The organism is Pantoea sp. SGAir0184 (genome assembly GCF_043544755.1).
Genome location: NZ_CP028050.1, coordinates 4,148,397 through 4,169,215, shown reverse-complemented (window position 1 = coordinate 4,169,215; position 20,819 = coordinate 4,148,397). Strand labels below are relative to the sequence as shown.

Below are 20,819 nucleotides of genomic sequence, written 5' to 3'. Positions count from 1 at the left end.
CCATGCGAACTCATCTGCGCCACTCGGCGCATGCGTTTTTCCTGTGGATCAAACTGCTGTGGCGCCGCATCGATGAAGACAACATGACCACGCAGGCCGGTAACCTCGCCTACGTGTCACTGCTGGCGCTGGTGCCGCTGATTGCCGTGGTATTCGCGCTGTTTGCCGCCTTCCCGGTGTTCTCCGACATCAGCGTGCAGCTGAAGAACTTCATCTTCACTAACTTCATGCCGGCCGCCGGGGATGTGATTCAGCGCTATCTCGATCAGTTTGTCGCCAACGTCAATAAAATGACGGCAGTGGGAGCGGTCGGGCTGATAGTCACTGCGCTGCTGCTGATGCATTCGGTCGACAGCGCGCTCAACGCCATCTGGCGCAGCGACAAGCCGCGCCCGATGGTTTACTCCTTTGCGGTCTACTGGATGATCCTGACGCTGGGACCGCTGCTGGCCGGTGCCAGTCTGGCCATCAGCTCCTATCTGCTGTCGCTGCGCTGGGTGAACGTGACCGGCGTCACCAGCCTGATCGATCAGGCGCTGCGCATCTTCCCGCTGGTTCTCTCCATTCTCGCCTTCTGGCTGCTGTACAGCATTGTGCCGACGCGGCGCGTGCCGGGACGCGATGCGTTGATAGGTGCGGTGGTCGCGGGTCTGCTGTTCGAGCTGGGCAAAAAAGGCTTTGCGCTCTATGTTACGATGTTTCCTTCGTATCAGTTAATTTACGGCGTGCTGGCAGTGATCCCCATCCTGTTTCTGTGGGTTTACTGGACCTGGTGTATTGTGTTGTTAGGCGCGGAAGTGACCGTCACGCTGGATGACTATCGCCAGTTAAAACAGCAGGAACGCGATAAAGAACGAGAGGAAACATGATTGCTTTGATTCAGCGTGTGACGCGCGCCAGCGTCAGCGTGGATAACGCCACGGTGGGCGAAATTGGCGCCGGTCTGCTGGTGCTGCTGGGGGTGGAAAAGGGCGATGACGAGCAGAAATCACAGCGCCTGGCGGAGAAAGTGCTGGGCTACCGCATCTTTGGCGATGAGAACGACAAAATGAATCTCAGCGTACAGCAGACAGGCGGTAGCGTGCTGGTGGTTTCGCAATTCACCCTGGCGGCCGACACGCAAAAAGGCATGCGTCCCTCTTTCTCTGGCGGCGCGCATCCGGCGGAAGCCGAGCGCCTCTATCACGACTTCAGCGATCGCTGCCGGGCGCTTGGCGTCACCACCGCCAACGGGCGCTTCGCCGCCAATATGCAGGTTTCACTAATTAACGATGGTCCGGTGACCTTCTGGTTACAGGTGTGAGATTTTTAGCCGAGCGGCAAGGGATCAGCCACGCAAGCTCCGAACGAGAGAATCACTTTATGTATCATCTTCGCGTACCGCAAACGGCGGAAGAGCTGGATATGTATTACCAGTTCCGCTGGGAAATGTTACGGAAGCCGCTGCGCCAGCCGCAGGGCTCAGAACGTGATGCCTGGGATGCGCTGGCGCATCACCAGATGGTGGTGGATGAGCACGGCAAACCGGTAGCGGTGGGCCGGCTGTATATCAATGCGGAAAATGAAGCGGCGATCCGCTTTCTGGCGGTGCATCCGTCGGTGCAGGGCAAAGGGCTGGGTACGCTGGTGGCGATGACGCTGGAGTCGGTGGCGCGCCAGGAAGGGGCCAAACGCGTCACCTGTAGCGCGCGCGAGGATGCGGTGGAGTTCTTTGCCAAGCTCGGCTTTGTTAATCAGGGCGAAATTACTGCACCGCAAACCACGCCGGTGCGTCACTTCCTGATGATTAAACCGGTGGTGACGCTGGATGATATTCTGCATCGCGCCGACTGGTGCGGACAGCTGCAGCAGGCGTGGTACGAACACATCCCGCTGAGCGAAAAGATGGGCGTGCGCATTCTGCAGTATACCGGGCAGAAGTTTGTTACCACCATGCCGGAAGCCGGCAACCAGAACCCGCACCACACGCTGTTTGCCGGCAGTCTGTTTTCACTCGCCACGCTTACCGGCTGGGGATTGATCTGGCTGCTGCTGCGTGAACGCCATCTTGGCGGCACCATCATTCTGGCCGATGCACATATTCGCTATAGCAAACCGATCAGCGGACGGCCCGGCGCCATCGCCGATCTCGGCTCGCTGAGCGGCGATCTCGACCGGCTGGCGCGCGGACGAAAAGCACGCGTACAGATGGAGGTGGAGTTGTTTGGGGATGATGAACTGGGTGCGGTGTTTGAAGGTGTCTACATCGTGTTACCCGCCGATCCCGACGGACCGCTGGAAGAGGGCGGTTCAGGCGCGCGTATTAATTAATGACCGCAGCGCGCAACAAAATCACAGGGTCACTCTGCATGGCGTAATGTTTGTCAGTCAAGATTCGACTGCATTCAACAACAGTTGCATTTTTGGTAGCGGCGCAATTTATTGCGCGATAAATCGCGCCGCTACAAATATTGTGCGATTGGCGATGACCTGACGCGCCCGCATCGCGCTTTTCAGCGCGATCGGTCATGCAATCATCACTGCACCTGCCCGCCACGCATCGTCTGCTGCACCGACTGCGTATCCGTCGTCACCGACAAACTGCCTTCTGCGCTGGCACGCAACGGTGCGTCCGCGCTGAGCGAGCCCTTCAGCTGCAGCTGCAAATTACTGCTGCCGCTCAGCGGCAGCGCAGGCCAGCCCCAGTTTTGCAGCACGTTTGCCGGCACCGCCTGGCCTTTCAGGTTCAGCGTAAACGGACGCTGTGCTTCCTGTCCTGCGGTTGCCGTGCCTTCCAGTAATCCGCTACCGTTGAAGGCGCTCATCTCGCTGACCTCAATCTGCCGATCGCTGGCGTTCAGGCTAATCGACGGATGGCGCAAATCGGTGCGGTTAAAGGTGGCTTCCGCCGCGTTAAAGCTGGCTTTGCCCGCCCAGATGCCCCATTGATGCTGGCGCGCCAGCAGCAGATTCTCTGCATTACCGTCGAGCGCGGTCATCTGGAACGGGAAGGCCGGATTGATATCAATCACCAGGTTACGGTTAGCCGTTGCACGCTTCACCAGCACGCTATCCAGCCAGCCCGGCAGCGTCTGCTGCCAGCGATCGCGCCAGTTTTGCGGCAGCGTGTATTCCAGGCCGGCAATGGCTAAATCGTCAAGCGTCAGGCGCTTGTCGCTGCGCGTCCAGCTGCCGCTGGCGCGAATCACGCCGTTGACCCAGCGTGAGCTGAACTGCGTCAGCTGAATGCCCTGCGGTGAGAATTCGGCATTGACGATCGGATCGTTGAGTTCAAAGCTGCCGTTAATAAAGTTGCCGGCGTTCATGGCCAGCGAACCGTCGTCGCTCTGCCAGTCATCGCCGCGCAGCGTAATGTTCTTCAGGGTCAGATCGAGATCGGTCACCGCCCAGTCCGGGCCCTGCAGGCGCGCATCGGTCATATCCAGCCGGTTAATGCTCACCGAAGGCACGTCACGCAGCGGACTGAGGAACTCGCTCAGGCTCTGCTGGGTTTGCAGGCGGATATCGTTAAGACGCAGCTGGTTGATTTGCCAGTTACCCTGCGCGTCGCGCTCGGCACGTCCGGTCATTGAGCCGCGCGCCAGATCAGCGCCGATATTGCTCAGCACCAGCCGGCGTTTGGCGATATTGCCCTGCAGCAGCACGTTATTACCGGCGACGCCGTCCAGCGTCATGGCACCTGCGCTCATCTGGAACTGCGCATCGCTGCCCAGCATATCGTCAGGCGTGGGCTTCCACGGCACAATGCCGCCGTTGACCCGCTGCGCCGCCAGCGGCAGGGCGCTGTGCGGGCTTTCGATCTGCACATTATTGAGCTGCAGCCGGTTGGCCTGGATCGGCAGCGTGGTTTGTGGTGACTGGTTAGCGAGGTTGATGTCGCCGTCGCGCACTTCAATGCTGTCGAAATGCAGCGGATCGCTGAACTGCACCAGTGCCAGACCGAGATCGACGCGCTTCGCCACCAGCACCGCCGGCTGGCCGTCGTGGCCGAAGCTGAAGTCATCCAGGATGATGTGGGAAGGCGAGGAGAAGTTGTGCTCAATCTTACTCAGCGACAAATGCCAGGCGGTTTTATCGCTTACCCAACGGCTAAACCAGCCTGCGCCCCACTGGGTTTGCAGCAGCACATAGAGAACCACCAGCGCCAGCAGAATCAGCAGTAACAAGGTAAGGAAAAACTTGCCTAAAAATTTCATCGCATCCATCCATCCCGATATTTATCCGGTGAGTGGTTGTTATGCCTGAATTACCGTTACAGCTCAACAGCCTGGATGAAAAAGCGGATAAATAACAGGCAGGCCGTAGCCTGCCAGCAGCATTACTTTTCCTGCGGAAAGACGAGGTTAAGCACGATAGCAGTGATACCCCCGGCGGCGATGCCGGATGACAGCAGGGTTTTCAGCCAGTCCGGGGCAAATTGCAGAATCAGCGGCTGTTGCGATACGCCGAGGCCCACCGCCAGCGACAGCGCGATGATCATAATGGCGCGGCGATTGAGCGGCTCGCGCGACACGATACGCACGCCAGAAGCGGCAATGGTACCAAACATCACGATGGTGGCACCGCCCAGTACCGGTTCCGGAATATGCTGCACAAAGCCGCTCACCGCCGGGAACAGGCCGAGTACGATCAGCATCAGCGCCACCACAAAGCCCACGTAGCGGCTGGCCACGCCGGTCAGCTGAATCACCCCGTTGTTCTGACCAAAGCAGGAGTTAGGGAAGGTGTTGAACAGCGCCGACACAAACGAGTTGAGACCATTGGCGAGCACGCCGCCTTTCAGACGCTTCATATACAGCGGACCACTGACCGGCTGTTCGGAGACATCGGAGGTGGCGGTAATATCACCGATGGTTTCCAGCGAGGTCACCATAAACACCAGCATCAGCGGGATCAGCAGATTCCAGTCAAAACCCAGGCCGTAATAGAGCGGCGATGGCACGGCCAGCAGCGCCTGGTTGGTGGGTGCAGAGGTAGCGGGCAGCATATCCAGCGCCCAGGCCAGCGCATAACCCACCGCCATGGCGATCACCAGCGACGCGACGCGCAGATAAGGGTTGCGCTGGCGGTTGAGCAGGATGATAACCACCAGCACGGCACCGGCCAGCAGCAGATTTTTCGGCGCCCCAAAGCTGTGATCGTTCATGGCGGCGAAGCCACCGCCAATCGAGGTCAGTCCGACCTGAATCAGCGACAGACCGATAATCATCACCACAATGCCGGACACCAGCGGCGTGATGATGCGGCGCGCGAGGTGCAGCACGCGTGACAGCAACATCTCAGTACAGGAAGCCACCATCAGGGTACCAAACAGCGCTGCCATCATGGTTGGCACATCGGCACCGCCGTTTTTCAGCGCCATACCGCCCATGATCAGCGGCGTGACAAAGTTAAAGCTGGTGCCCTGAATCGACAGCAGGCCAGAACCCACCGGTCCCCAGGTTTTAATTTGCAGAATGGACGCCACGCCCGAAGCAAACAGCGACATGCTGATGATGTGCTGCGTGTCCTGCGCCGGTAAGCCGAGCGCCTGGCAGATAAGCAGTGCCGGGGTAATCACCGCCACAAACATCGCCAGCAGATGCTGGCAGGCGGCAAACAGCGTTTGCGGCAGCGGCGGACGATCTTCAAGACGGTAAATCAGTTCACTTTTGCTCTCGCCTGGCGCAGTGGCAGGCTGGCGGGATTCAGCAGTATTGACGGACATGGTGGCTTCTCAATAACAACAAAGGGGCGATTTTAAACGGTTGCGTTGTGAAAGCAATCGTTTGCAATACCCCTTTTAGTTGCGATTGATCTAGAGCGTAAACACCGTGCGGCAGCGGCTGTCATCCTGCTGCCACGCCTGCTCTACCTCACTCAGCGGACGCTGCTGAAAAGCGATGGAGAAATCACTTTCAGCGGCGGCGTTCAGCATCTCACCAATACAGGCGGTCAGTTCGCTGTCAGAGACGCTGCCCAGTCCGCTGCCCATCAGCGTCAGCCCGGATGAGCGCAGCAGTTTACTGTGCAGCGCGATCTCCTGCCCGCTGAGCGAGCCAATCTGCACAAAGCGCACCGTTTTCTCACCGCCGGCCACGGCCGCGTGCATGATGTCGAGCGCACTCTGGCCCCACAGATAATCCAGCACCACATCAATGCCCTGCTGCATCAGTGCTGGCAGCGCGCCGGGCAGTTCATCCAGCGTCAGGATGATATCCGCGCCCTGCGTGCGCAACTGCTCCAGCACCGCGCGGTTACGGCCGGTGGCGATGATTTTCCCGGCACCGAGGTGACGCGCAATGCGCACCGCCAGCCCGCCGGAGGTGCCGGTTGCACCGTTGATCAGCACGGTTTCACCCGCCTGAAACTGCGCGCGACGCGTCAGTGCGGCCCACGAGGACATGCCGGGATTGGCGATTGCCGCAGCCAGCAGCGGATCAAGCGTCGGCGGCAGCGCAACCACCGCCGCAGCCGGCACCCGGGTCTGCTGCGCCATACTGCCCCACGGCGCGCTAAAGGCGAGAAAATAGACCGGATCGCCGTTGCTCAACGTGCCGGTGCCATCAATACCGGCGATAAACGGATAGTGGCTACCGGCGCTGTAATGGGCACCGGCGGCCCGCGCTTTCGCCAGCTGGCTAATGGCGGCGGCCTTCACCGTCACCACCACATGCTGTTCATCGGCCTGCGGTGCCGGGAAATCGCCCCATATCGGTTTCTCACCTGCGGCACTGACAATAGCTGCTTTCATGTTTCACCTTCAGTTCATCGGATAATATGTGTAATATGCACACATTAGGCCTGCTCTGGGATGACGTCAATGAAAAGCGTGCAAAATACACATAATAATGCCGGCTTCGATGATTTGCACAACGCGCTGCTGATGATCGTCGGCACCTTTAATCGTCCGCAACGCGATGAATTATTAATAAAAGAGTCCGGTATCCAGCTGGATCGTGCCCTGTTTCCGCTATTGATCCAGATTGGCCGCTTTGGTCCCCTCGGCGTGGTCGAGCTGGCCGATCGCGCCGGGCGCGATTACACCACTGTCAGCCGCCAGGTGGCGAAGCTGGAAGAGCTGGGGCTGGCGCAGCGGCAGAAAAATGCCAGAGACAAGCGGATTAATGAGGCGGTGATCACGGCGGCGGGAAAAGCGATGACGGACAAAATCGACGCGGCGCGCACCCAGATCTATCAGCAGCTGTTCGCTGGCTGGCCAGCTGAAGAGCGCGCTGAGTTAACGCGCCTGTTACAGCGCTTCGTCGGGGATTTTATGGCGGTGGATCGACAGCCGCAGCTGGATTAAGCGTGGCTGTAGCGCTCGGTTTCCGGCAGCCAGCGCTCGATCAGCGCCTGAGCCTGTTCGGGATAATGCTGGTGGATATGGCGCGCCACGCGCTGAACTTCCGGAATCATGCTTTGATCGCGCAGTAAATCGGCGACTTTAAACTCGGCGTTGCCGGTCTGGCGCGTGCCGAGCAGTTCACCCGGACCGCGAATTTCCAGATCGTGCTGGGCGATGACAAAACCGTCGTTGCTGTCGCGCAGCACCTGCAGGCGTTTCTGCGCGGTTTTACTCAGCGGCGCTTTATACAGCAGCACGCAGTGTGAGGCGACGGCACCGCGGCCAACGCGTCCGCGCAGCTGATGCAGCTGCGCCAGACCAAGTCGTTCCGGGTTTTCGATGATCATCAGGCTGGCGTTGGGCACATCCACGCCGACCTCAATCACCGTGGTGGCCACCAGCAGCTGGATTTCGTTGGCCTTGAACGCCGCCATTACCGCCTGTTTCTCCGCCGGCTTCATGCGCCCGTGTACCAGACCAACCTGCAGGTCCGGCAGCGCCACTTTCAGCTCCTGCCAGGTGGCTTCCGCCGCCTGCGCTTCCAGCACGTCGGATTCATCGATCAGCGTACACACCCAATAGGCCTGACGGCCCTCGTGGCAGGCGCTTTGCACCCGGGTGATGATGTCGCTGCGGCGGGTATCGGGAATCGCCACCGTGGTCACCGGCGTACGGCCCGGCGGCAGTTCGTCAATGGTTGAGGTATCGAGATCGGCGTAGGCCGTCATCGCCAGGGTGCGTGGAATCGGGGTGGCGGTCATGATCAGCTGATGCGGATGGAAACCCTGCTCTTCGCCTTTTTCCCACAGCGCCAGCCGCTGATGCACGCCGAAACGGTGCTGCTCATCAATGATCACCAGCGCCATGCCGTTGAACTTCACCTGTTCCTGGAACAGCGCGTGCGTGCCCACCACCATCGCCACCTGACCGCTGGCAATCGCCTCCTGCTGCGCTTCGCGCGCTTTGCCTTTCTGCTTTCCGGCCAGCCAGCCAACTTCCACGCCAAGCGGCGCAAACCACTGGCGGAAATTACTGGCGTGCTGTTCTGCCAGCAGCTCGGTGGGGGCCATCAGCGCTACCTGCTTGCCATGGGCGATCACGTTCAGCGCCGCCAGGGCAGCTACCAGCGTTTTACCGGAGCCGACATCACCCTGCACCAGGCGCATCATCGGGAAGTCATGCGCCAGATCGCGCTCAATCTCTGCGACCACGCGCCGCTGCGCCGCGGTGGGCGAGAATGGCAGCGCGGCCAGCAGTTTATCCACCAGTTGGTGGCGTGCCGGCATGGGCAGGGCGTGATGGCGCTGCGCGCCGGCGCGTACCGCCAGCATGCTGAGATTGTGCGCCAGCAGCTCTTCGAGAATCAGACGCTTCTGCGCCGGATGACGGCCGGTTTCCAGCTCGCTCAGGCGCAGGTCCGGCGGCGGCCGGTGCAGGGTGCGCAGCGCCTCCGGCAGGCTGATCAAACCGCCGCTCAATTCCGGCGGCAGCAGCTCGGCAATCGGGCAGCTCTCCAGCAGCGTCAGTGCCTGATCGGTGAGATTGCGCAGCGTGGCCTGGCGAATACCTTCGGTGGTGGGATAAACCGGCGTCAGAGTTTCCTGCAGCTCAACGCCACCCAACTCGCCCTGGACGCGATACTCCGGATGAATGATTTCAGCGCCGCGCTGGCCGCGTTTGATCTCGCCATAAGCGGTAACGCGACGGCCCGGTGCCAGGCTGTTTTTCATGCCGGCGTTGAAGTTGAAGAAGCGCATCGTCAGCACGCCGCTGCCGTCGCTGATCTGGCATACCAGCATGCGACGGCGGCCAAAGGTGATTTCGCTGTGCAGCACTTCACCTTCCACCGTCGCCCAGATGCCGGGCAGCAGATCGTTAATTTTGTACAGCTGGGTGCGGTCTTCGTAGCGCAGCGGCAGGTGCAGCAGCAGATCCTGAATGGTAAACAGGCCGAGTTTCGCCAGCTTACCCGCCTGACTGGCGCCGACGCCGGTCAGGGTACTGAGCGGAATGGCATCCAGCAGACGGCCTTTCATTTTTTACCCGTCGCTTGCATGGTGGACCACCAGGCGGCATCGGCTTCGACTTCGCCCTGCGCGTTGATGTGCGGATAGGGCAGGCCTTTCTGCTTCGCTACGCGCGCCAGCACCGGATAACCGCCCTCAAACAGCAGGCGCTGCTGCTCATCCTCGTCCAGCAGGCTGTGCTGGCGGCGATACATGCCGGCGTTTTGCCGCTGGCGCTGGGCTTCATACAGAATCAGCGCGGAGGCCACGGAGACATTCAGCGACTGCACCATACCGACCATCGGAATGATAATATCGCGGTCGGCTAGCGCCAGCGCTTCAGCGGTGATGCCGGTTTTCTCCTGGCCCATCAAAATACAGGTCGGTTTGGTGTAATCGATCTCGCGGAAATCGACCGCTTTGTCAGACAGATGGGTCGCCAGCACCTGCATGCCGCGATCTTTCAGATGGCGCACCGCATCAGCAATGTGGCGATGGGTTTTCACCTTCACCCAACTGTTACTGCCCGCCGACGCGGACACCATGGTGCGCATACGCACGCTGGGCCATACCGCATGAACTTCGTGGATGCCGACGGCGTCGGCGGTGCGAATCACCGCAGAGACATTGTGCGGCTTATGCACCTGCTCCATGCAGACGGTGAGATCGTGCTGGCGCATGGCCAGCATCTCCTGGATACGAGCAAAACGTTGAGCGTTCATGCACTAATTACGGTTACGGTGAACTTTAATCACGTCCGGCATCACGCGGATTTTACGCATGATATTGGCCAGATGGACGCGATCGTTCGCGGTGAGGCGGATGAAGGCGCTGTAAACGCGGCCGTCACGCTCTTCGGTATTGAGGCTTTGAATATTCGAACCTGCGGTATTGATTGCCGCGGTCAGGTTGGCCAGCGCGCCCTGGTGGTTAAACATATCCACCTTAATCTCGGCGACAAACTCCTGATCGGTCACTTTATCCCATTCAACCGGCATGAATTTTTCCGGTTCTTTCTGGTAGCCGCGAATGTTACGGCAGGATTCGTGATGCACCACCAGCCCTTTACCGGGACTGACGTGCGCGACAATCGGGTCGCCAGGGATTGGACGGCAGCACTTGGCGAAGGTAATCAGCACGCCATCAGCGCCCTTGATTGGCAGCTTTTTGCTGCGCTTGCTGCTGCCAGATGACGGTTCGTTACCGGATTGCAGCAGGTTCTTCGCCACCACCACGCTCATGGCATTGCCGAGGCCAATCTCCGCCAGCAGATCGTCGATGCTGGAGAGCTTCATACGCTCCAGCTCCTGCTGAATATTCTCCGCCGGAATTTCGGCCAGCTTTTTGCTGCCGCCGAGCGCGTGGCTCAGCAGACGACGACCGAGGTTAACGGAATCTTCGCGCTTGAGGTTTTTCAGCAGCTGGCGAATTTTGGCACGCGCTTTTGAGCTCACCACAAAGTTGAGCCACGCGGCATTTGGCCGGGCGCCAGGTGCGGTAATGATTTCAATCGTCTGGCCGCTGGTCAGCGCCTGCGACAGCGGATACGGCTGGCGATCGACGCGCGCACCGACGCAGGCGTGACCGATATCGGTGTGCACCGCATAGGCGAAATCCACCGGCGTGGCGCCCGCGGGCAGTTCGACGATACGGCCTTCCGGCGTAAACACGTAGATCTCATCCGGGAACAGATCGGATTTTACGCTTTCGATGAATTCAAACGAGCTGCCAGCGCTCTGCTGCAGCTCCAGCAGGCTTTGCAGCCAGCGCTGGGCGCGAATTTGCGCGGTGGTACCGCTTTCGCCAGCTTCTTTATAAGCCCAGTGGGCCGCCACCCCCATCTCCGCCATCTGATCCATATCTTCGGTACGGATTTGCACCTCAACCGGCACGCCGTGCGGGCCGATCATCGAAGTGTGCAGTGACTGATAGCCGTTGGCTTTGGGAATGGCGATGTAATCTTTCACGCGTCCGGGACGCGGTTTGTACAGGCTGTGCATCTGACCGAGCACGCGATAGCAGGTATCAAGGTCTTTCACGATGACGCGAAAGGCATAGATATCCATGATCGAGTGAAATCGCTGCTCTTTCAGGTGCATTTTGCGGTAGATCGAATAGAGATGCTTTTCCCGTCCGCTGACGCGGCACGGAATGCCGGCTTCCTGCAGACGCCCGTCGATTTCCGACAGGATCTTCTGAATCATCTCTTTACGGTTACCGCGCGCCGCTTTCACCACCTCTTTAATTACGCGGAAACGGTTTGGGTAGAGCGCTTCAAAGCCGAGCTCTTCCAGTTCCGTTTTCAGGTGATGAATACCAAGGCGGTGCGCCAGAGGACTGTAAATCTCCAGCGTTTCCAGCGCGATGCGCCGTTTTTTATCCGGACGCAGCGCGCCCAGCGTGCGCATGTTGTGCGTGCGGTCAGCCAGTTTGATCAGGATGACGCGAATGTCCTGCACCATCGCCATGATCATTTTGCGGAAGTTTTCAGCCTGCGCTTCTTTCTTGTCGCGGAATTTCAGCTTATCGAGCTTGGAAACGCCTTCCACCAGCTCGGCCACGCTTTTTCCGAACAGCTGTTCCATGTCCTGATAGGTGGCGGGCGTATCCTCAATCACATCATGCAGCAGCGCCGCCATCAGCGTTTCGTGGTCGAGCTTCATCTCGGCCAGAATGCAGGCAACCGCAACGGGATGGGTGATATAGGGTTCGCCGCTGGAGCGTGTCTGTCCCTCGTGGGCATCACGTGCGACAAGGTAAGCTTGCTTGAGGCGCTTGATTTGCTCCTCAGGCAAGTATTTTTCAATCAGCTGATTGAGGCTTTCAAACAGATACAAGGTTGACCTGCAGAGTGCTGTTAACGACGACCTTCAGCGATAGCGGTAACGGCTTGTAACTCAGCGGCTTCCTGCTCTTGCTGTTCCTGACGATCACGGACATCCAGAATCTGGTTGGTGATCAGGCCTTCTTCGATTTCGCGCAGGGCGATAACGGTGGCTTTATCGTTCTCTTCCGGAACCAGCGGATCTTTGCCGCCTACCTGCATCTGACGTGCACGACGTGCAGCGACCAACACCAGGTCAAAACGGTTACCAACTTTCTCTACTGCGTCCTGAACGGTTACGCGTGCCATAGGTGTGCTACTCCACAGATGATGAAGAAATGACTGGGCATAATACTGAAAGTGACTTCAGACTGCCAATAGTTTGCTGATTAAAGCATCATGTCGCGCTTTCTGGCGACCCATACGCAGACGTTCTGCGCGAATAATGGTTTTCAGATCCGACAGCGCCAGATCGAAATCATCATTAACAATCAAATAATCGTATTCGGCATAGTGGCTCATTTCTGCCACTGCCTGCGCCATGCGGCGGGCGATCACCTCTTCGCTGTCCTGACCGCGGCCGCGCAGGCGGCGATCCAGCTCTTCGGTGGACGGCGGCAGAACAAAGATGCTGCGGGCGGCCGGCATTCTCTGGCGAATCTGCTGCGCGCCCTGCCAGTCAATGTCGAGAAACACGTCAACGCCGGTCGCCAGCACCTGCTCAATCGCCGCGCGTGAGGTGCCGTAATAATTGCCAAACACTTCCGCATGCTCAAGGAAAGCATCCTCGGCGATCATGCGTTCGAATTCAGGCTTTGAGACGAAAAAGTAGTGTTCACCATGCGCTTCGCCGGGGCGCACGCCGCGGGTGGTATGAGAAACAGACACCTGCGTATCGTACAGCGGTTGTGTCTTTAACAGCGCCTGAATCAGGCTGGATTTACCTGCGCCGCTGGGGGCGGAAACAATATAGAGCGTGCCTTGAGCCATGGTTATCTTGAATTGAGTAAAGAGCGGAGTCGATTTCCTGCACAGTATACACGGCTTAAGCGCAGCACGCAGCGTTTGCCGCCCGCACGCGGCAATTCTTTTTCTGTGCGCGCCCTCCAGCGGTAGCGCAACTTTCTGCAATTCGCACAAAAACCCGTCAGCCTCGCTCCACAATCGGCTTTTTAACGCTGGTGTCACTCACCGCGGCACGCTGCAATCAGCAAAAAAGGAGGCGACGATGAAAGGATGGAGATGGCTGGGTGCGATGTTGCTGGCGGGATGTGCGAATGGGATGGCGGTCTGTCCCAACTGGTCACCGGTGCGCGCTGAACAGGAGATGGGCGTGCTGCACAACCAGCTGCGCCACTGGGATGATGCCTACTACCGTCAGGGGCAAAGCCCGGTAAGCGATGCCGACTACGACAGCCTGCAGCAGCGCTTACAGCAGTGGCAGCGCTGCTTCACGCCGGCGTTGCCCGGCTATGCGGCACAGCTCAGCACCGACGGCAGCACGCTGCACCCGGTGGCGCATACCGGCGTGCGCAAGCTGCGTGACAAGCTGGCGGTGGCCTACTGGATGCAGGATAAACCGGCACTGTGGGTGCAGCCGAAAGTCGATGGCGTGGCGGTGACGCTGGTGTATCGCCACGGCGAACTGGCTGGCCTGATCAGCCGGGGCGACGGACTGCGCGGTGAACAGTGGCTGGCGAAAGCACCGCACATTGCGGCGATCCCGCGGCATATCGCGACCGACCGTGCGGAAGTGGTGTTACAGGGCGAACTGTTTCTGACGATGACCGATCACCAGCAGGCGCGCGACGGCGGTCAGAATGCGCGCGCCCAGGTGGCGGGCGCCATGATGCGGCGCGAAGCCAGTCCGCTGCTGTCGCGCATTGGTGTGTTTATCTGGGCATGGCCGGATGGGCCGCCGATGATGCAGGCGCGGCTGGCGCAGCTTACGCAGTGGGGCTTTGCCCTGACGCAGCAGTGGAGCCGCCAGGTCAGCAATGAGGAGGAGGTCGCGGCCTGGCGTGAGCGCTGGTATCGCCAGCCGCTGCCTTTTGTCACTGATGGTGTGGTGATTCACCAGTCACCGCAGCGCGTCGGGCGCGACTGGCAGCCCGGACAGGGCAGCTGGTCGGCCGCGTGGAAATATCAGCCTGCCGAAGTCAGCAGCGAGGTGCTGTCGGTGGATTTTGACGTCGGACGCACCGGAAAAATTGCCGTGGTGCTGAACCTGCAGCCGGTGCAGCTGGAGGATAAAACCGTCCGGCGGGTCAATCTGGGCTCGCTGCGTCGCTGGAAGCAGTGGGATGTGATCGCCGGCGATCAGGTCACGCTGTCGCTGGCCGGGCTGGGTATTCCGCGGCTGGAACGAGTGATTTGGCGCGTGGCGCAGCGCGACTATCCGTCGCCGCCGCAGGACGACGCATTCAATCCGCTGAGCTGCCTGCACTTCAGCGCAGGGTGTCGCGCGCAGTTTCTGTCGCGTCTCAGCTGGCTAAGTCATAAGTCGGTACTGGATATTGCTGGCATGCAGCGCAGTAGCTGGCAGCGCCTGCTGGACGGCGGCAGCGTCAGCCACCTGTTCTCCTGGCTGACGCTCACGCCAGAGCAGATTGCGCAGGCACAGGGCATCTCCACCGTACGCGCCCGGCAGATCTGGCATCGTTTTAACCTGACGCGCCAGCAGCCGCTGCGCCGCTGGATCAGCGCGCTGGGCTTACCGCTGCCGCGCACGGCGCTACAGGCGTTGCCCGATACGCAGTGGTCGCAGTTGCTGGCGCGTTCAGCCGACAGCTGGCAGCAGCTGCCGGGTATCGGCAGCGTACTGGCACAGCGGCTGGTGACGATGCTGCAGGATGCGCGCCTGCAGTCGCTGATTCACTTTCTGCAGCAGCAGAATATCCCGGCGCAGCCGTCAGTGCTCGGGGTGGGGGTAGTTGAAAATCGGCAGACCGAGGCGGAAGCGCAGCGCCAGCAGGCGGGCGAAGAAGCCGAACAGTAGCGTGATGATCACCACCACTTCATGCGCCAGCGGTGTTTTCAGCAGCAGGATATACATCCAGCCGGAGGCAAAAGCGATGCCGGCGTACAGCTCTTTCTGGAACACCAGCGGAATGCGGTTGCAGAACATATCGCGCAGCACGCCGCCAAAAACGCCAGTTATGACTGCGGCGATGGCGGCGATGATCGCCGCATGGCCGGAATCCAGCGCAACCTGTGCGCCGATAATCGAGAACACCACCAGACCCAGCGCATCCAGCACCAGAAACACTTTACGCAGATGATTCATCAGCGGCGCGACAAAGGTGGTGACCACGGCCGCCGCCGCGACGATCATGATGTATTCCGGGTGTTTCACCCAGCCGAGCGGATAGTGGCCCAGCAGAATATCGCGCACCGAGCCGCCGCCAATCGCCGTGACCGACGCAATAATAATGACGCCAAACAGGTCCATTTTGCGTCGGCCTGCCGCCAGCGCACCGGTCATTGCTTCGGCGGTAATACCAATGATGTACAGGACGGTTAATAACATAGAGCACTCCAGTAAACTGGCGGCAAGGCTAAAGATTTCCCAGAGTGTAGACCACTGAGATTTTCTAAAAAAATGTTTTCGGATTAGCCATGCTGATGGCGAGCCTGCTGATGGGCTTGTTACAGAGGAACTGCGGTTGTCATCCGGTGTTTTCGCATCAATAAAAATGATGCGAGACGGCGGATCGACCCTGATTTAAGTTTCGCCGATGATGTGTCGTACCTGATTAATGCCTGCTCATTCAGGCTCATCATTTACGGGCGCGACGTGCAGCAACTCTGGACAGGCATGAAAAAACACAGCGAAGACATCCTCTATTACTCCTCCGATAAGCTGGCGGCACTCGGGCTGGAAAGCCTGCTATCAGCGTTACCGGTGGGCTGCCGGGTGCATGAACTCTGGTCGCTCAGTACCGTCATCTCGCAGTGTGAAAGAGTGCGGCCGCGGTTACTGGTGTTTATTTTTCACGAGAATATGCCGCTGGCTGGCACCTTCAAAGTGCTGTATGCGCTGCAGCAGCAGTTTCCGGCCATGCAGATGCTGGTGCTGACCCGACGTCTGTTGCCGATGATGCACGCTCTCAGTCGTTATCTGCCCGGACTCAGCGTCCTCGATTTAAAGTCCTCACACACCGCGCTGCGTCGTTGCCTGCTGGCCTGTATCGCCGGCGGGATACCGCAGTTGCAGGAGGGGGCTGACATTCTGCTACCGGACCGGCAGCTACGGGTGCTGCTGATGATGGCGTGGGGCTACAACACGGAGCAGATTGGTAACCGGCTCGGTATCAGCCATAAAACGGTGAATGCACACAAGCTAAATGCGCTTACCCGCCTGCAGGTGAAAAGCAAAAACGATATGGCCGATCTGTTTATGGTGATTGACGAGCTGCGCATGCTGGTGGGATGGCTGCGCCTGCACCGCAATGGCAAGCTGAGCGAGCTGGCTTATCATTCGCTGGAAGAGTTACTGGAAGCATAAAAAGAAAAAAGCGTGCTGGTAACCAGCACGCGAACGCATCTTGCAGATGCCCAGAGCCCACCATACAGACTTGTTGTTATTATCCGTTTCTTGCTCGCACTGCGGCGAAAGCTTTCAGGCTAAAACGGTACTCCGGCTGGAACCAGGGACGTCCGTAGTAGCAGTAGATCAGCATTCTGATGGAAACCATCGCTAGGTAACCCCAGATGGCGCACAGCACTGACGGCGTCAGCCACACGGTAAACAGCGTGACCGCCAGCCCTGCCAGCACGGAAGACGTTTCCGTAAAGGCAATGCGCGTAAATTGTTTTTCCCGTTGCAGGATGGCGCGATAGTGCTGCCCCTGCGGAATAATAATAAAGATGACGGAAATCATCTCCAGCATAATTGCCAGTTCCGGCTGTCCCATTACTCGGCTGTAAATATCACTGCCGATAAACAGCACGGCAAAAATAAATAAACCGCTTAATACATTACCCCAGTAAAGCGTCGAGAGTTCGCTGTTATTTAAACTTTGATAGCGAATAAGTGCGTTACCGAAGCCGCGATCGGCTAGTTTATCAATCACTAATAATATCACTACGGCAATCGCGAGCAAATTGAGCTCATTTGCCTGCAGGATTTGCGCCAGCAGTGAAAGCTGTAATACCCCAATGCCAACGATTTTTATGGATGACAACACTGACCATTTGGCGCTGGCCAGATTTCTTTCGCGTATCGCCATACTCTGCTCATTATGGTACATGTACCAGTGCAATTAAGGGTTCACCCGGGCGGCGGCCCAGAGTACAGATCACATCAATGCAGCGCTTCCTGTCGCAGTCCTGAGATACCTTTCAGTACCGGCCACGTCGCGATGCTGTTAATTAAGTGATGCTCTGATAATAAAATGATGCCCCTGGCGCGTAATTGTTGTGGCGTCTGCGCGGTATCTCCTCCGGTCAGGAGGAAATCCGCGAGATCGTTATAAAATCCTTTTGCATTATTATATTTCCCGGCCAGTATCCGTCTGGCAATCTCAACAAATTCTTTTTCAGATAACAAAGGATAGGTTGAGCGATCCATGTTATGTCCCTGCTGTTTTTATTATTAAGTACTGCTGTGTGTGAAGGAGTTATACCGTGTTTTATTTAAATTAACACCATAAGAAAACTCCTATAAATCGACTGCAGGAATAAATGGTTTCAGAATATGGATGTGAATATATAAATTCTGATCTTTACAATTTATTAGTTTTTTTCCACCTTTAATGGCGCTGCAAAGTTGAACAAGTCAGCGCACAGGAAAAAACAGAGATAAATCAGAAGCACTCAGCTCTCGCCAGTCCGGCACGACCAGGAATTTTCCCGGTTACGACGCTTTAGCCAGACTGGTGAATGGTGCGAAAATGCGCTTTGCGCGCGGTGAAACAGTTAAACACCGCTGCGCGAAAAAAATGCTGCTTTTTAACGATTACGTCCAGCGGAGGATAAAGGGTGGCTGGTGGGATAATGCATTGATTCTAATGGGTTAACAGATGAAGGAGGCGCTCAAGATCGCGTTTTACCCAGGCAACATCCCCGGCGAACTTCTCGTCAGACATCAGCGGCTGGCGATAAACCACCATGACGACTTCGGCACCCTGCTCGTTGGCAATGACCCGCATCGGCATATAAATCTCTTTACCGCTGCCGGTGTCGATCCAGTGATCCATCACGCCAAACGGGTTATAGGGAGTGAAACGAATCTTCACTGTGCCTTCCGGGCCTTTCGCTTTCCAGTACTGGCCTTCCTGCGTCAGCGTTCTGCTGCTCAGGCCGCTGGCCCACTTCGCAAAACATTCGGGTTTCCAGATGGTTTCGTACAGATCTAACCAGTTACGGGGAATGGTGAGCGTCACTGTCTGAGATGGCAGCATGGAGCCTCCGCGGGGCAGGTAAACGACAAATTAAACCTGAAACATCGCCTGTCACCTTAACTGAAGGTCACCGGACTGCAAATGGCCCGGTGACGGAAGTGTGCTGCAACAGCGTTTTCTGTCAGATAAAACGACCGCGGCCCTGAATGTCATGCAGTCCGGCGCTGCCGTCGGGCTGACGCAGCACGAAGCGATCGGATTGCGCCACCACCGCGCAGCTGTGGTTAGGGAAGATGCGCAACAGGGCGCCAACCGCAGGCGCATGTTCGCCATAGGTTAAAAAGCCGTGCTCTTCCGACAACTTCTGCACTTCATACTGATGGCCATGCTCGTCCACCGCGATGCCGAAACCGCTGGCATTGGTGCCGTGCGGGCCTTTGTCCGAGCTCAGCATTTTGGAGCCGGCATCAATGATGGCGTAATAAGGATTAACGGCCACCACGCGCGTCACGACCGTTAACGCCAGCGCATCCGCCTCACACAAGCCCAGACGCCAGGCAGTGAGATCCAGCAGGGCATAATTGCCGGGACGAATTTCATCGCTGCCAGCGGCTACCGGTGCCGCCAGCGCCGTGGGCGTGGAGCCAACCGAGATGGGACAAGGAACAAAGCCGGCATCCAGCAGCCGCCGTTGCAGGTCACGCATCAGCGCGATCTCCTGCTGCGCCACCTCAGCTATCGCCGTGGCATGACCCGCAGCGTACGCATGACCCGCATGCGAGATCAGCCCGGCGAAGGGCAATCCGCTGGCGACAATCTGCTGCGCCAGCGTCAGCGCGCTATCGCTATGCGGATCGACGCCAACGCGATGCAGACCCACATCCACTTTAATGGCGATCGCCAGCGCGCAGTCCGGCTGCTGCTGATGGGCGGCGGCAATGGCGCTCACGCCCGCCGCGCAATCTGCGATGCAGGTAATGCGTGCCTGATGCTGTGCCGCCAGCTGCAGCAGTTCGGTCAGCGCGGCGGCGTGCACCACGGGATAGGCCAGCAGCACATCGCGTGCCCCGCCGAGCACAAAAGCCACGCCTTCGCTCGGTTTCGACACGGTAATGCCGCGCGCACCCAGCTGGCGCTGCTGTTCAGCGATCCAGACGCTTTTATGGGTTTTAATATGGGGACGCAGCGCGACGCCGGCGGCATCGGCTTTCTGTTGCATCAGTTGCAGGTTACGCTGCAGGCGCGCAGCATCAACTTCCAGGTAGGGCGTAAGCTGGTCGGCGTGCAGCGGTCGCAGCCAGCCTGCTGTCTCAGAGTGTTCCATTATAATAGTCCGCAGGTTATGTCTTGGTGCGGACTATCATTCACGAGCGCCGGTTAGACGTAAAGTGAAGCTTCGCCTGGCGGACGGGTTTTAAAGCGGCGATGCAGCCACAGATATTGCTCAGGCGCGCGCAGAATTTCTTTCTCAATCACCCGATTCATGTACGCCGCGGCGGCCGCTTCATCATCATGCGGGTAGTTTTCCAGCTGCGGCTGAATGATCAGCTGATAGCCGTCTTTGCGCGCATTACGAATCAGCACGATGGTCAGCATCGCCGGTTTCGCCAGCCGCGACAGCACAAAGGTGCCATTAGTGGTGGCCGCTTTCTCGACCGCGAACAGTGGAGCAAACACGCTGCCTTTCGGGCCGTAGTCCTGATCCGGCGCGAACCAGACGGCTTCTCCCTGTTTGAGCGCCTGAACCATGCCGCGCAGATCGCGTCGATCAATCATTGCTTTATTGGATCGCATGCGCCCTTTGGTTTGCGCCCACTCCATCGCCTGATTATTGTGCGGGCGATACATCGCCATCATCGGCTGGCACAGTCCGGTAATACGGCCGCCCAGCTCCAGCGACATAAAGTGCACGCCAATCACCATCACGCCGCGCTGCTGGCTCTGCGCATGCTGAAGATTGGCGATGCCGTGCACCTGAAACAGCTGCCGCACGCGCGCATCGGACCAGAACCAGGCGATGCCGGTTTCCGCCAGCGCCATGCCCAGCGACTCAAAATTGCCGGCAATCATCATCTCTTTCTCGTCTTCATTAATGTGCGGGAAGCAGAGTTCGATGTTACGCCGCGTGATGCGTTCGCGCCGCTTCAGGAAGTGGCGTGATAGCCGGCCCGCTGTCGCACCCAGCCGGATTAATAAAGGATAGGGGAGCTGCACCAGCAGCCAGAGCACTGCCAGCCCGAACCAGGTAAACCAGTAGCGGGGATGCAAAAGTTTGGAACAGAACTGCCCGGTTTTCTTCATAGCGCCTTCATGTCAGG

21 protein-coding genes are annotated in these 20,819 nt (G+C 58.4%); 6 read left to right on the top strand and 15 right to left on the bottom strand.

Translation table 11 applies throughout. The features are described from left to right. Positions 1-2: 2 nt before the first annotated feature. From C1N60_RS19710 to fabY, 3 genes are read left to right on the top strand one after another with little or no spacing between them, the layout of a single operon-like run. Entirely contained in the window at positions 3-869 is an 867-nt protein-coding gene (locus C1N60_RS19710; protein ID WP_021507114.1) for a virulence factor BrkB family protein, read from the top strand. Further along, positions 866-1,303: a D-aminoacyl-tRNA deacylase gene (dtd, locus tag C1N60_RS19705; RefSeq protein ID WP_021507113.1), complete on the top strand. Its 438-nt coding sequence runs from the start codon at positions 866-868 to the stop codon at positions 1,301-1,303. Before C1N60_RS19710 ends, dtd begins: the two co-directional genes overlap by 4 nt. A gap of 59 nt (positions 1,304-1,362) precedes the next feature. Continuing rightward, positions 1,363-2,310: a fatty acid biosynthesis protein FabY gene (fabY, locus tag C1N60_RS19700; protein WP_021507112.1), complete on the top strand. Its 948-nt coding sequence runs from the start codon at positions 1,363-1,365 to the stop codon at positions 2,308-2,310. On the opposite strand, the gene C1N60_RS19695 is transcribed toward fabY, so the two are convergent. From C1N60_RS19695 to C1N60_RS19680, 4 genes are all read right to left on the bottom strand, one after another. Beyond that, complete coding sequence (locus tag C1N60_RS19695; protein WP_136547139.1) at positions 2,303-2,509, bottom strand: hypothetical protein; 207 nt, start codon at positions 2,507-2,509, stop codon at positions 2,303-2,305. The two genes, fabY and C1N60_RS19695, sit on opposite strands and share 8 nt — an antisense overlap. A gap of 7 nt (positions 2,510-2,516) precedes the next feature. Beyond that, entirely contained in the window at positions 2,517-4,196 is a 1,680-nt protein-coding gene (locus C1N60_RS19690; RefSeq protein ID WP_338670610.1) for an AsmA family protein, read from the bottom strand. 122 nt (positions 4,197-4,318) lie between these two features. After that, positions 4,319-5,707, bottom strand: a complete 1,389-nt coding sequence (locus C1N60_RS19685; protein WP_021507110.1) for a nucleobase:cation symporter-2 family protein — start codon at positions 5,705-5,707, stop codon at positions 4,319-4,321. Between the two features lie 90 nt (positions 5,708-5,797). Continuing rightward, the gene (locus C1N60_RS19680; RefSeq protein WP_394521228.1) at positions 5,798-6,733 is read right to left on the bottom strand and encodes a quinone oxidoreductase family protein; all 936 of its coding nucleotides are present in this window, start codon (positions 6,731-6,733) and stop codon (positions 5,798-5,800) included. Between the two features lie 69 nt (positions 6,734-6,802). Between C1N60_RS19680 and C1N60_RS19675 the strand changes: the two genes are divergently transcribed. Continuing rightward, positions 6,803-7,288 carry a MarR family winged helix-turn-helix transcriptional regulator gene (locus tag C1N60_RS19675; protein WP_058780488.1) on the top strand — a complete coding sequence of 162 codons (486 nt, stop codon included), beginning with the start codon at positions 6,803-6,805 and terminating at the stop codon, positions 7,286-7,288. Here the strand turns inward: C1N60_RS19675 and recG are convergent. From recG to gmk, 5 genes are read right to left on the bottom strand one after another with little or no spacing between them, the layout of a single operon-like run. Then, on the bottom strand, positions 7,285-9,363 hold the full coding sequence (recG, locus tag C1N60_RS19670) for an ATP-dependent DNA helicase RecG (protein WP_021507107.1): 2,079 nt from the start codon (positions 9,361-9,363) through the stop codon (positions 7,285-7,287). The two genes, C1N60_RS19675 and recG, sit on opposite strands and share 4 nt — an antisense overlap. Continuing rightward, positions 9,360-10,055 (bottom strand): tRNA (guanosine(18)-2'-O)-methyltransferase TrmH, encoded by a 696-nt coding sequence (gene trmH / locus C1N60_RS19665; RefSeq protein WP_031279638.1) that lies wholly within the window; start codon positions 10,053-10,055, stop codon positions 9,360-9,362. The genes recG and trmH overlap by 4 nt, the downstream gene beginning before the upstream one ends. Positions 10,056-10,058: 3 nt before the next feature. Continuing rightward, positions 10,059-12,170 (bottom strand): bifunctional GTP diphosphokinase/guanosine-3',5'-bis pyrophosphate 3'-pyrophosphohydrolase, encoded by a 2,112-nt coding sequence (gene spoT / locus C1N60_RS19660; protein ID WP_394521227.1) that lies wholly within the window; start codon positions 12,168-12,170, stop codon positions 10,059-10,061. Between the two features lie 20 nt (positions 12,171-12,190). Then, positions 12,191-12,466 carry a DNA-directed RNA polymerase subunit omega gene (gene rpoZ / locus C1N60_RS19655; protein ID WP_021314198.1) on the bottom strand — a complete coding sequence of 92 codons (276 nt, stop codon included), beginning with the start codon at positions 12,464-12,466 and terminating at the stop codon, positions 12,191-12,193. Between the two features lie 57 nt (positions 12,467-12,523). Beyond that, a complete protein-coding gene (gene gmk / locus C1N60_RS19650) occupies positions 12,524-13,147 on the bottom strand; it encodes a guanylate kinase (RefSeq protein ID WP_021507104.1) in 624 nt (207 codons plus the stop codon). Positions 13,148-13,385: 238 nt separating this feature from the next. On the opposite strand from gmk, the gene ligB reads away from it, so the two are divergent. After that, a complete protein-coding gene (gene ligB, locus C1N60_RS19645; protein WP_394521226.1) occupies positions 13,386-15,155 on the top strand; it encodes an NAD-dependent DNA ligase LigB in 1,770 nt (589 codons plus the stop codon). Here the strand turns inward: ligB and C1N60_RS19640 are convergent. Further along, complete coding sequence (locus C1N60_RS19640) at positions 15,069-15,686, bottom strand: trimeric intracellular cation channel family protein (RefSeq protein ID WP_031279636.1); 618 nt, start codon at positions 15,684-15,686, stop codon at positions 15,069-15,071. The genes ligB and C1N60_RS19640 overlap by 87 nt on opposite strands. Before the next feature lie 288 nt (positions 15,687-15,974). Between C1N60_RS19640 and C1N60_RS19635 the strand changes: the two genes are divergently transcribed. Continuing rightward, positions 15,975-16,664, top strand: coding sequence for a response regulator transcription factor (locus C1N60_RS19635; protein WP_058771006.1), 690 nt, complete (start codon positions 15,975-15,977; stop codon positions 16,662-16,664). Positions 16,665-16,743: 79 nt separating this feature from the next. Here C1N60_RS19635 and C1N60_RS19630 read toward each other — a convergent pair whose 3' ends face one another. The 5 genes from C1N60_RS19630 to lpxP form a co-directional block, all read right to left on the bottom strand. Then, positions 16,744-17,388, bottom strand: a complete 645-nt coding sequence (locus C1N60_RS19630) for an oligosaccharide flippase family protein (protein WP_394521225.1) — start codon at positions 17,386-17,388, stop codon at positions 16,744-16,746. Between the two features lie 74 nt (positions 17,389-17,462). Then, on the bottom strand, positions 17,463-17,729 hold the full coding sequence (locus tag C1N60_RS19625; RefSeq protein ID WP_058771008.1) for a hypothetical protein: 267 nt from the start codon (positions 17,727-17,729) through the stop codon (positions 17,463-17,465). A gap of 436 nt (positions 17,730-18,165) precedes the next feature. Further along, the gene (locus C1N60_RS19620; protein ID WP_058771009.1) at positions 18,166-18,561 is read right to left on the bottom strand and encodes a hypothetical protein; all 396 of its coding nucleotides are present in this window, start codon (positions 18,559-18,561) and stop codon (positions 18,166-18,168) included. Positions 18,562-18,682: 121 nt separating this feature from the next. After that, positions 18,683-19,825 carry an alanine racemase gene (locus C1N60_RS19615; protein WP_394521224.1) on the bottom strand — a complete coding sequence of 381 codons (1,143 nt, stop codon included), beginning with the start codon at positions 19,823-19,825 and terminating at the stop codon, positions 18,683-18,685. 53 nt (positions 19,826-19,878) lie between these two features. After that, positions 19,879-20,802, bottom strand: a complete 924-nt coding sequence (gene lpxP, locus C1N60_RS19610) for a kdo(2)-lipid IV(A) palmitoleoyltransferase (protein WP_021507097.1) — start codon at positions 20,800-20,802, stop codon at positions 19,879-19,881. Positions 20,803-20,819 lie beyond the last annotated feature (17 nt).

Coding starts and splice junctions, on each gene's coding strand:
- trmH (WP_031279638.1), bottom strand. CDS start 10,055: ATGAACGCTCAACGTTTTGCTCGTATCCAGGAGATGCTGGCCATGCGC.
- C1N60_RS19615 (WP_394521224.1), bottom strand. CDS start 19,825: ATGGAACACTCTGAGACAGCAGGCTGGCTGCGACCGCTGCACGCCGAC.
- fabY (WP_021507112.1), top strand. CDS start 1,363: ATGTATCATCTTCGCGTACCGCAAACGGCGGAAGAGCTGGATATGTAT.
- C1N60_RS19635 (WP_058771006.1), top strand. CDS start 15,975: ATGAAAAAACACAGCGAAGACATCCTCTATTACTCCTCCGATAAGCTG.
- recG (WP_021507107.1), bottom strand. CDS start 9,363: ATGAAAGGCCGTCTGCTGGATGCCATTCCGCTCAGTACCCTGACCGGC.
- rpoZ (WP_021314198.1), bottom strand. CDS start 12,466: ATGGCACGCGTAACCGTTCAGGACGCAGTAGAGAAAGTTGGTAACCGT.
- C1N60_RS19680 (WP_394521228.1), bottom strand. CDS start 6,733: ATGAAAGCAGCTATTGTCAGTGCCGCAGGTGAGAAACCGATATGGGGC.
- C1N60_RS19625 (WP_058771008.1), bottom strand. CDS start 17,729: ATGGATCGCTCAACCTATCCTTTGTTATCTGAAAAAGAATTTGTTGAG.
- C1N60_RS19640 (WP_031279636.1), bottom strand. CDS start 15,686: ATGTTATTAACCGTCCTGTACATCATTGGTATTACCGCCGAAGCAATG.
- C1N60_RS19695 (WP_136547139.1), bottom strand. CDS start 2,509: ATGACCGATCGCGCTGAAAAGCGCGATGCGGGCGCGTCAGGTCATCGC.
- C1N60_RS19675 (WP_058780488.1), top strand. CDS start 6,803: ATGAAAAGCGTGCAAAATACACATAATAATGCCGGCTTCGATGATTTG.
- gmk (WP_021507104.1), bottom strand. CDS start 13,147: ATGGCTCAAGGCACGCTCTATATTGTTTCCGCCCCCAGCGGCGCAGGT.
- dtd (WP_021507113.1), top strand. CDS start 866: ATGATTGCTTTGATTCAGCGTGTGACGCGCGCCAGCGTCAGCGTGGAT.
- C1N60_RS19685 (WP_021507110.1), bottom strand. CDS start 5,707: ATGTCCGTCAATACTGCTGAATCCCGCCAGCCTGCCACTGCGCCAGGC.
- C1N60_RS19620 (WP_058771009.1), bottom strand. CDS start 18,561: ATGCTGCCATCTCAGACAGTGACGCTCACCATTCCCCGTAACTGGTTA.
- C1N60_RS19690 (WP_338670610.1), bottom strand. CDS start 4,196: ATGAAATTTTTAGGCAAGTTTTTCCTTACCTTGTTACTGCTGATTCTG.
- C1N60_RS19630 (WP_394521225.1), bottom strand. CDS start 17,388: ATGGCGATACGCGAAAGAAATCTGGCCAGCGCCAAATGGTCAGTGTTG.
- ligB (WP_394521226.1), top strand. CDS start 13,386: ATGAAAGGATGGAGATGGCTGGGTGCGATGTTGCTGGCGGGATGTGCG.
- lpxP (WP_021507097.1), bottom strand. CDS start 20,802: ATGAAGAAAACCGGGCAGTTCTGTTCCAAACTTTTGCATCCCCGCTAC.
- C1N60_RS19710 (WP_021507114.1), top strand. CDS start 3: ATGCGAACTCATCTGCGCCACTCGGCGCATGCGTTTTTCCTGTGGATC.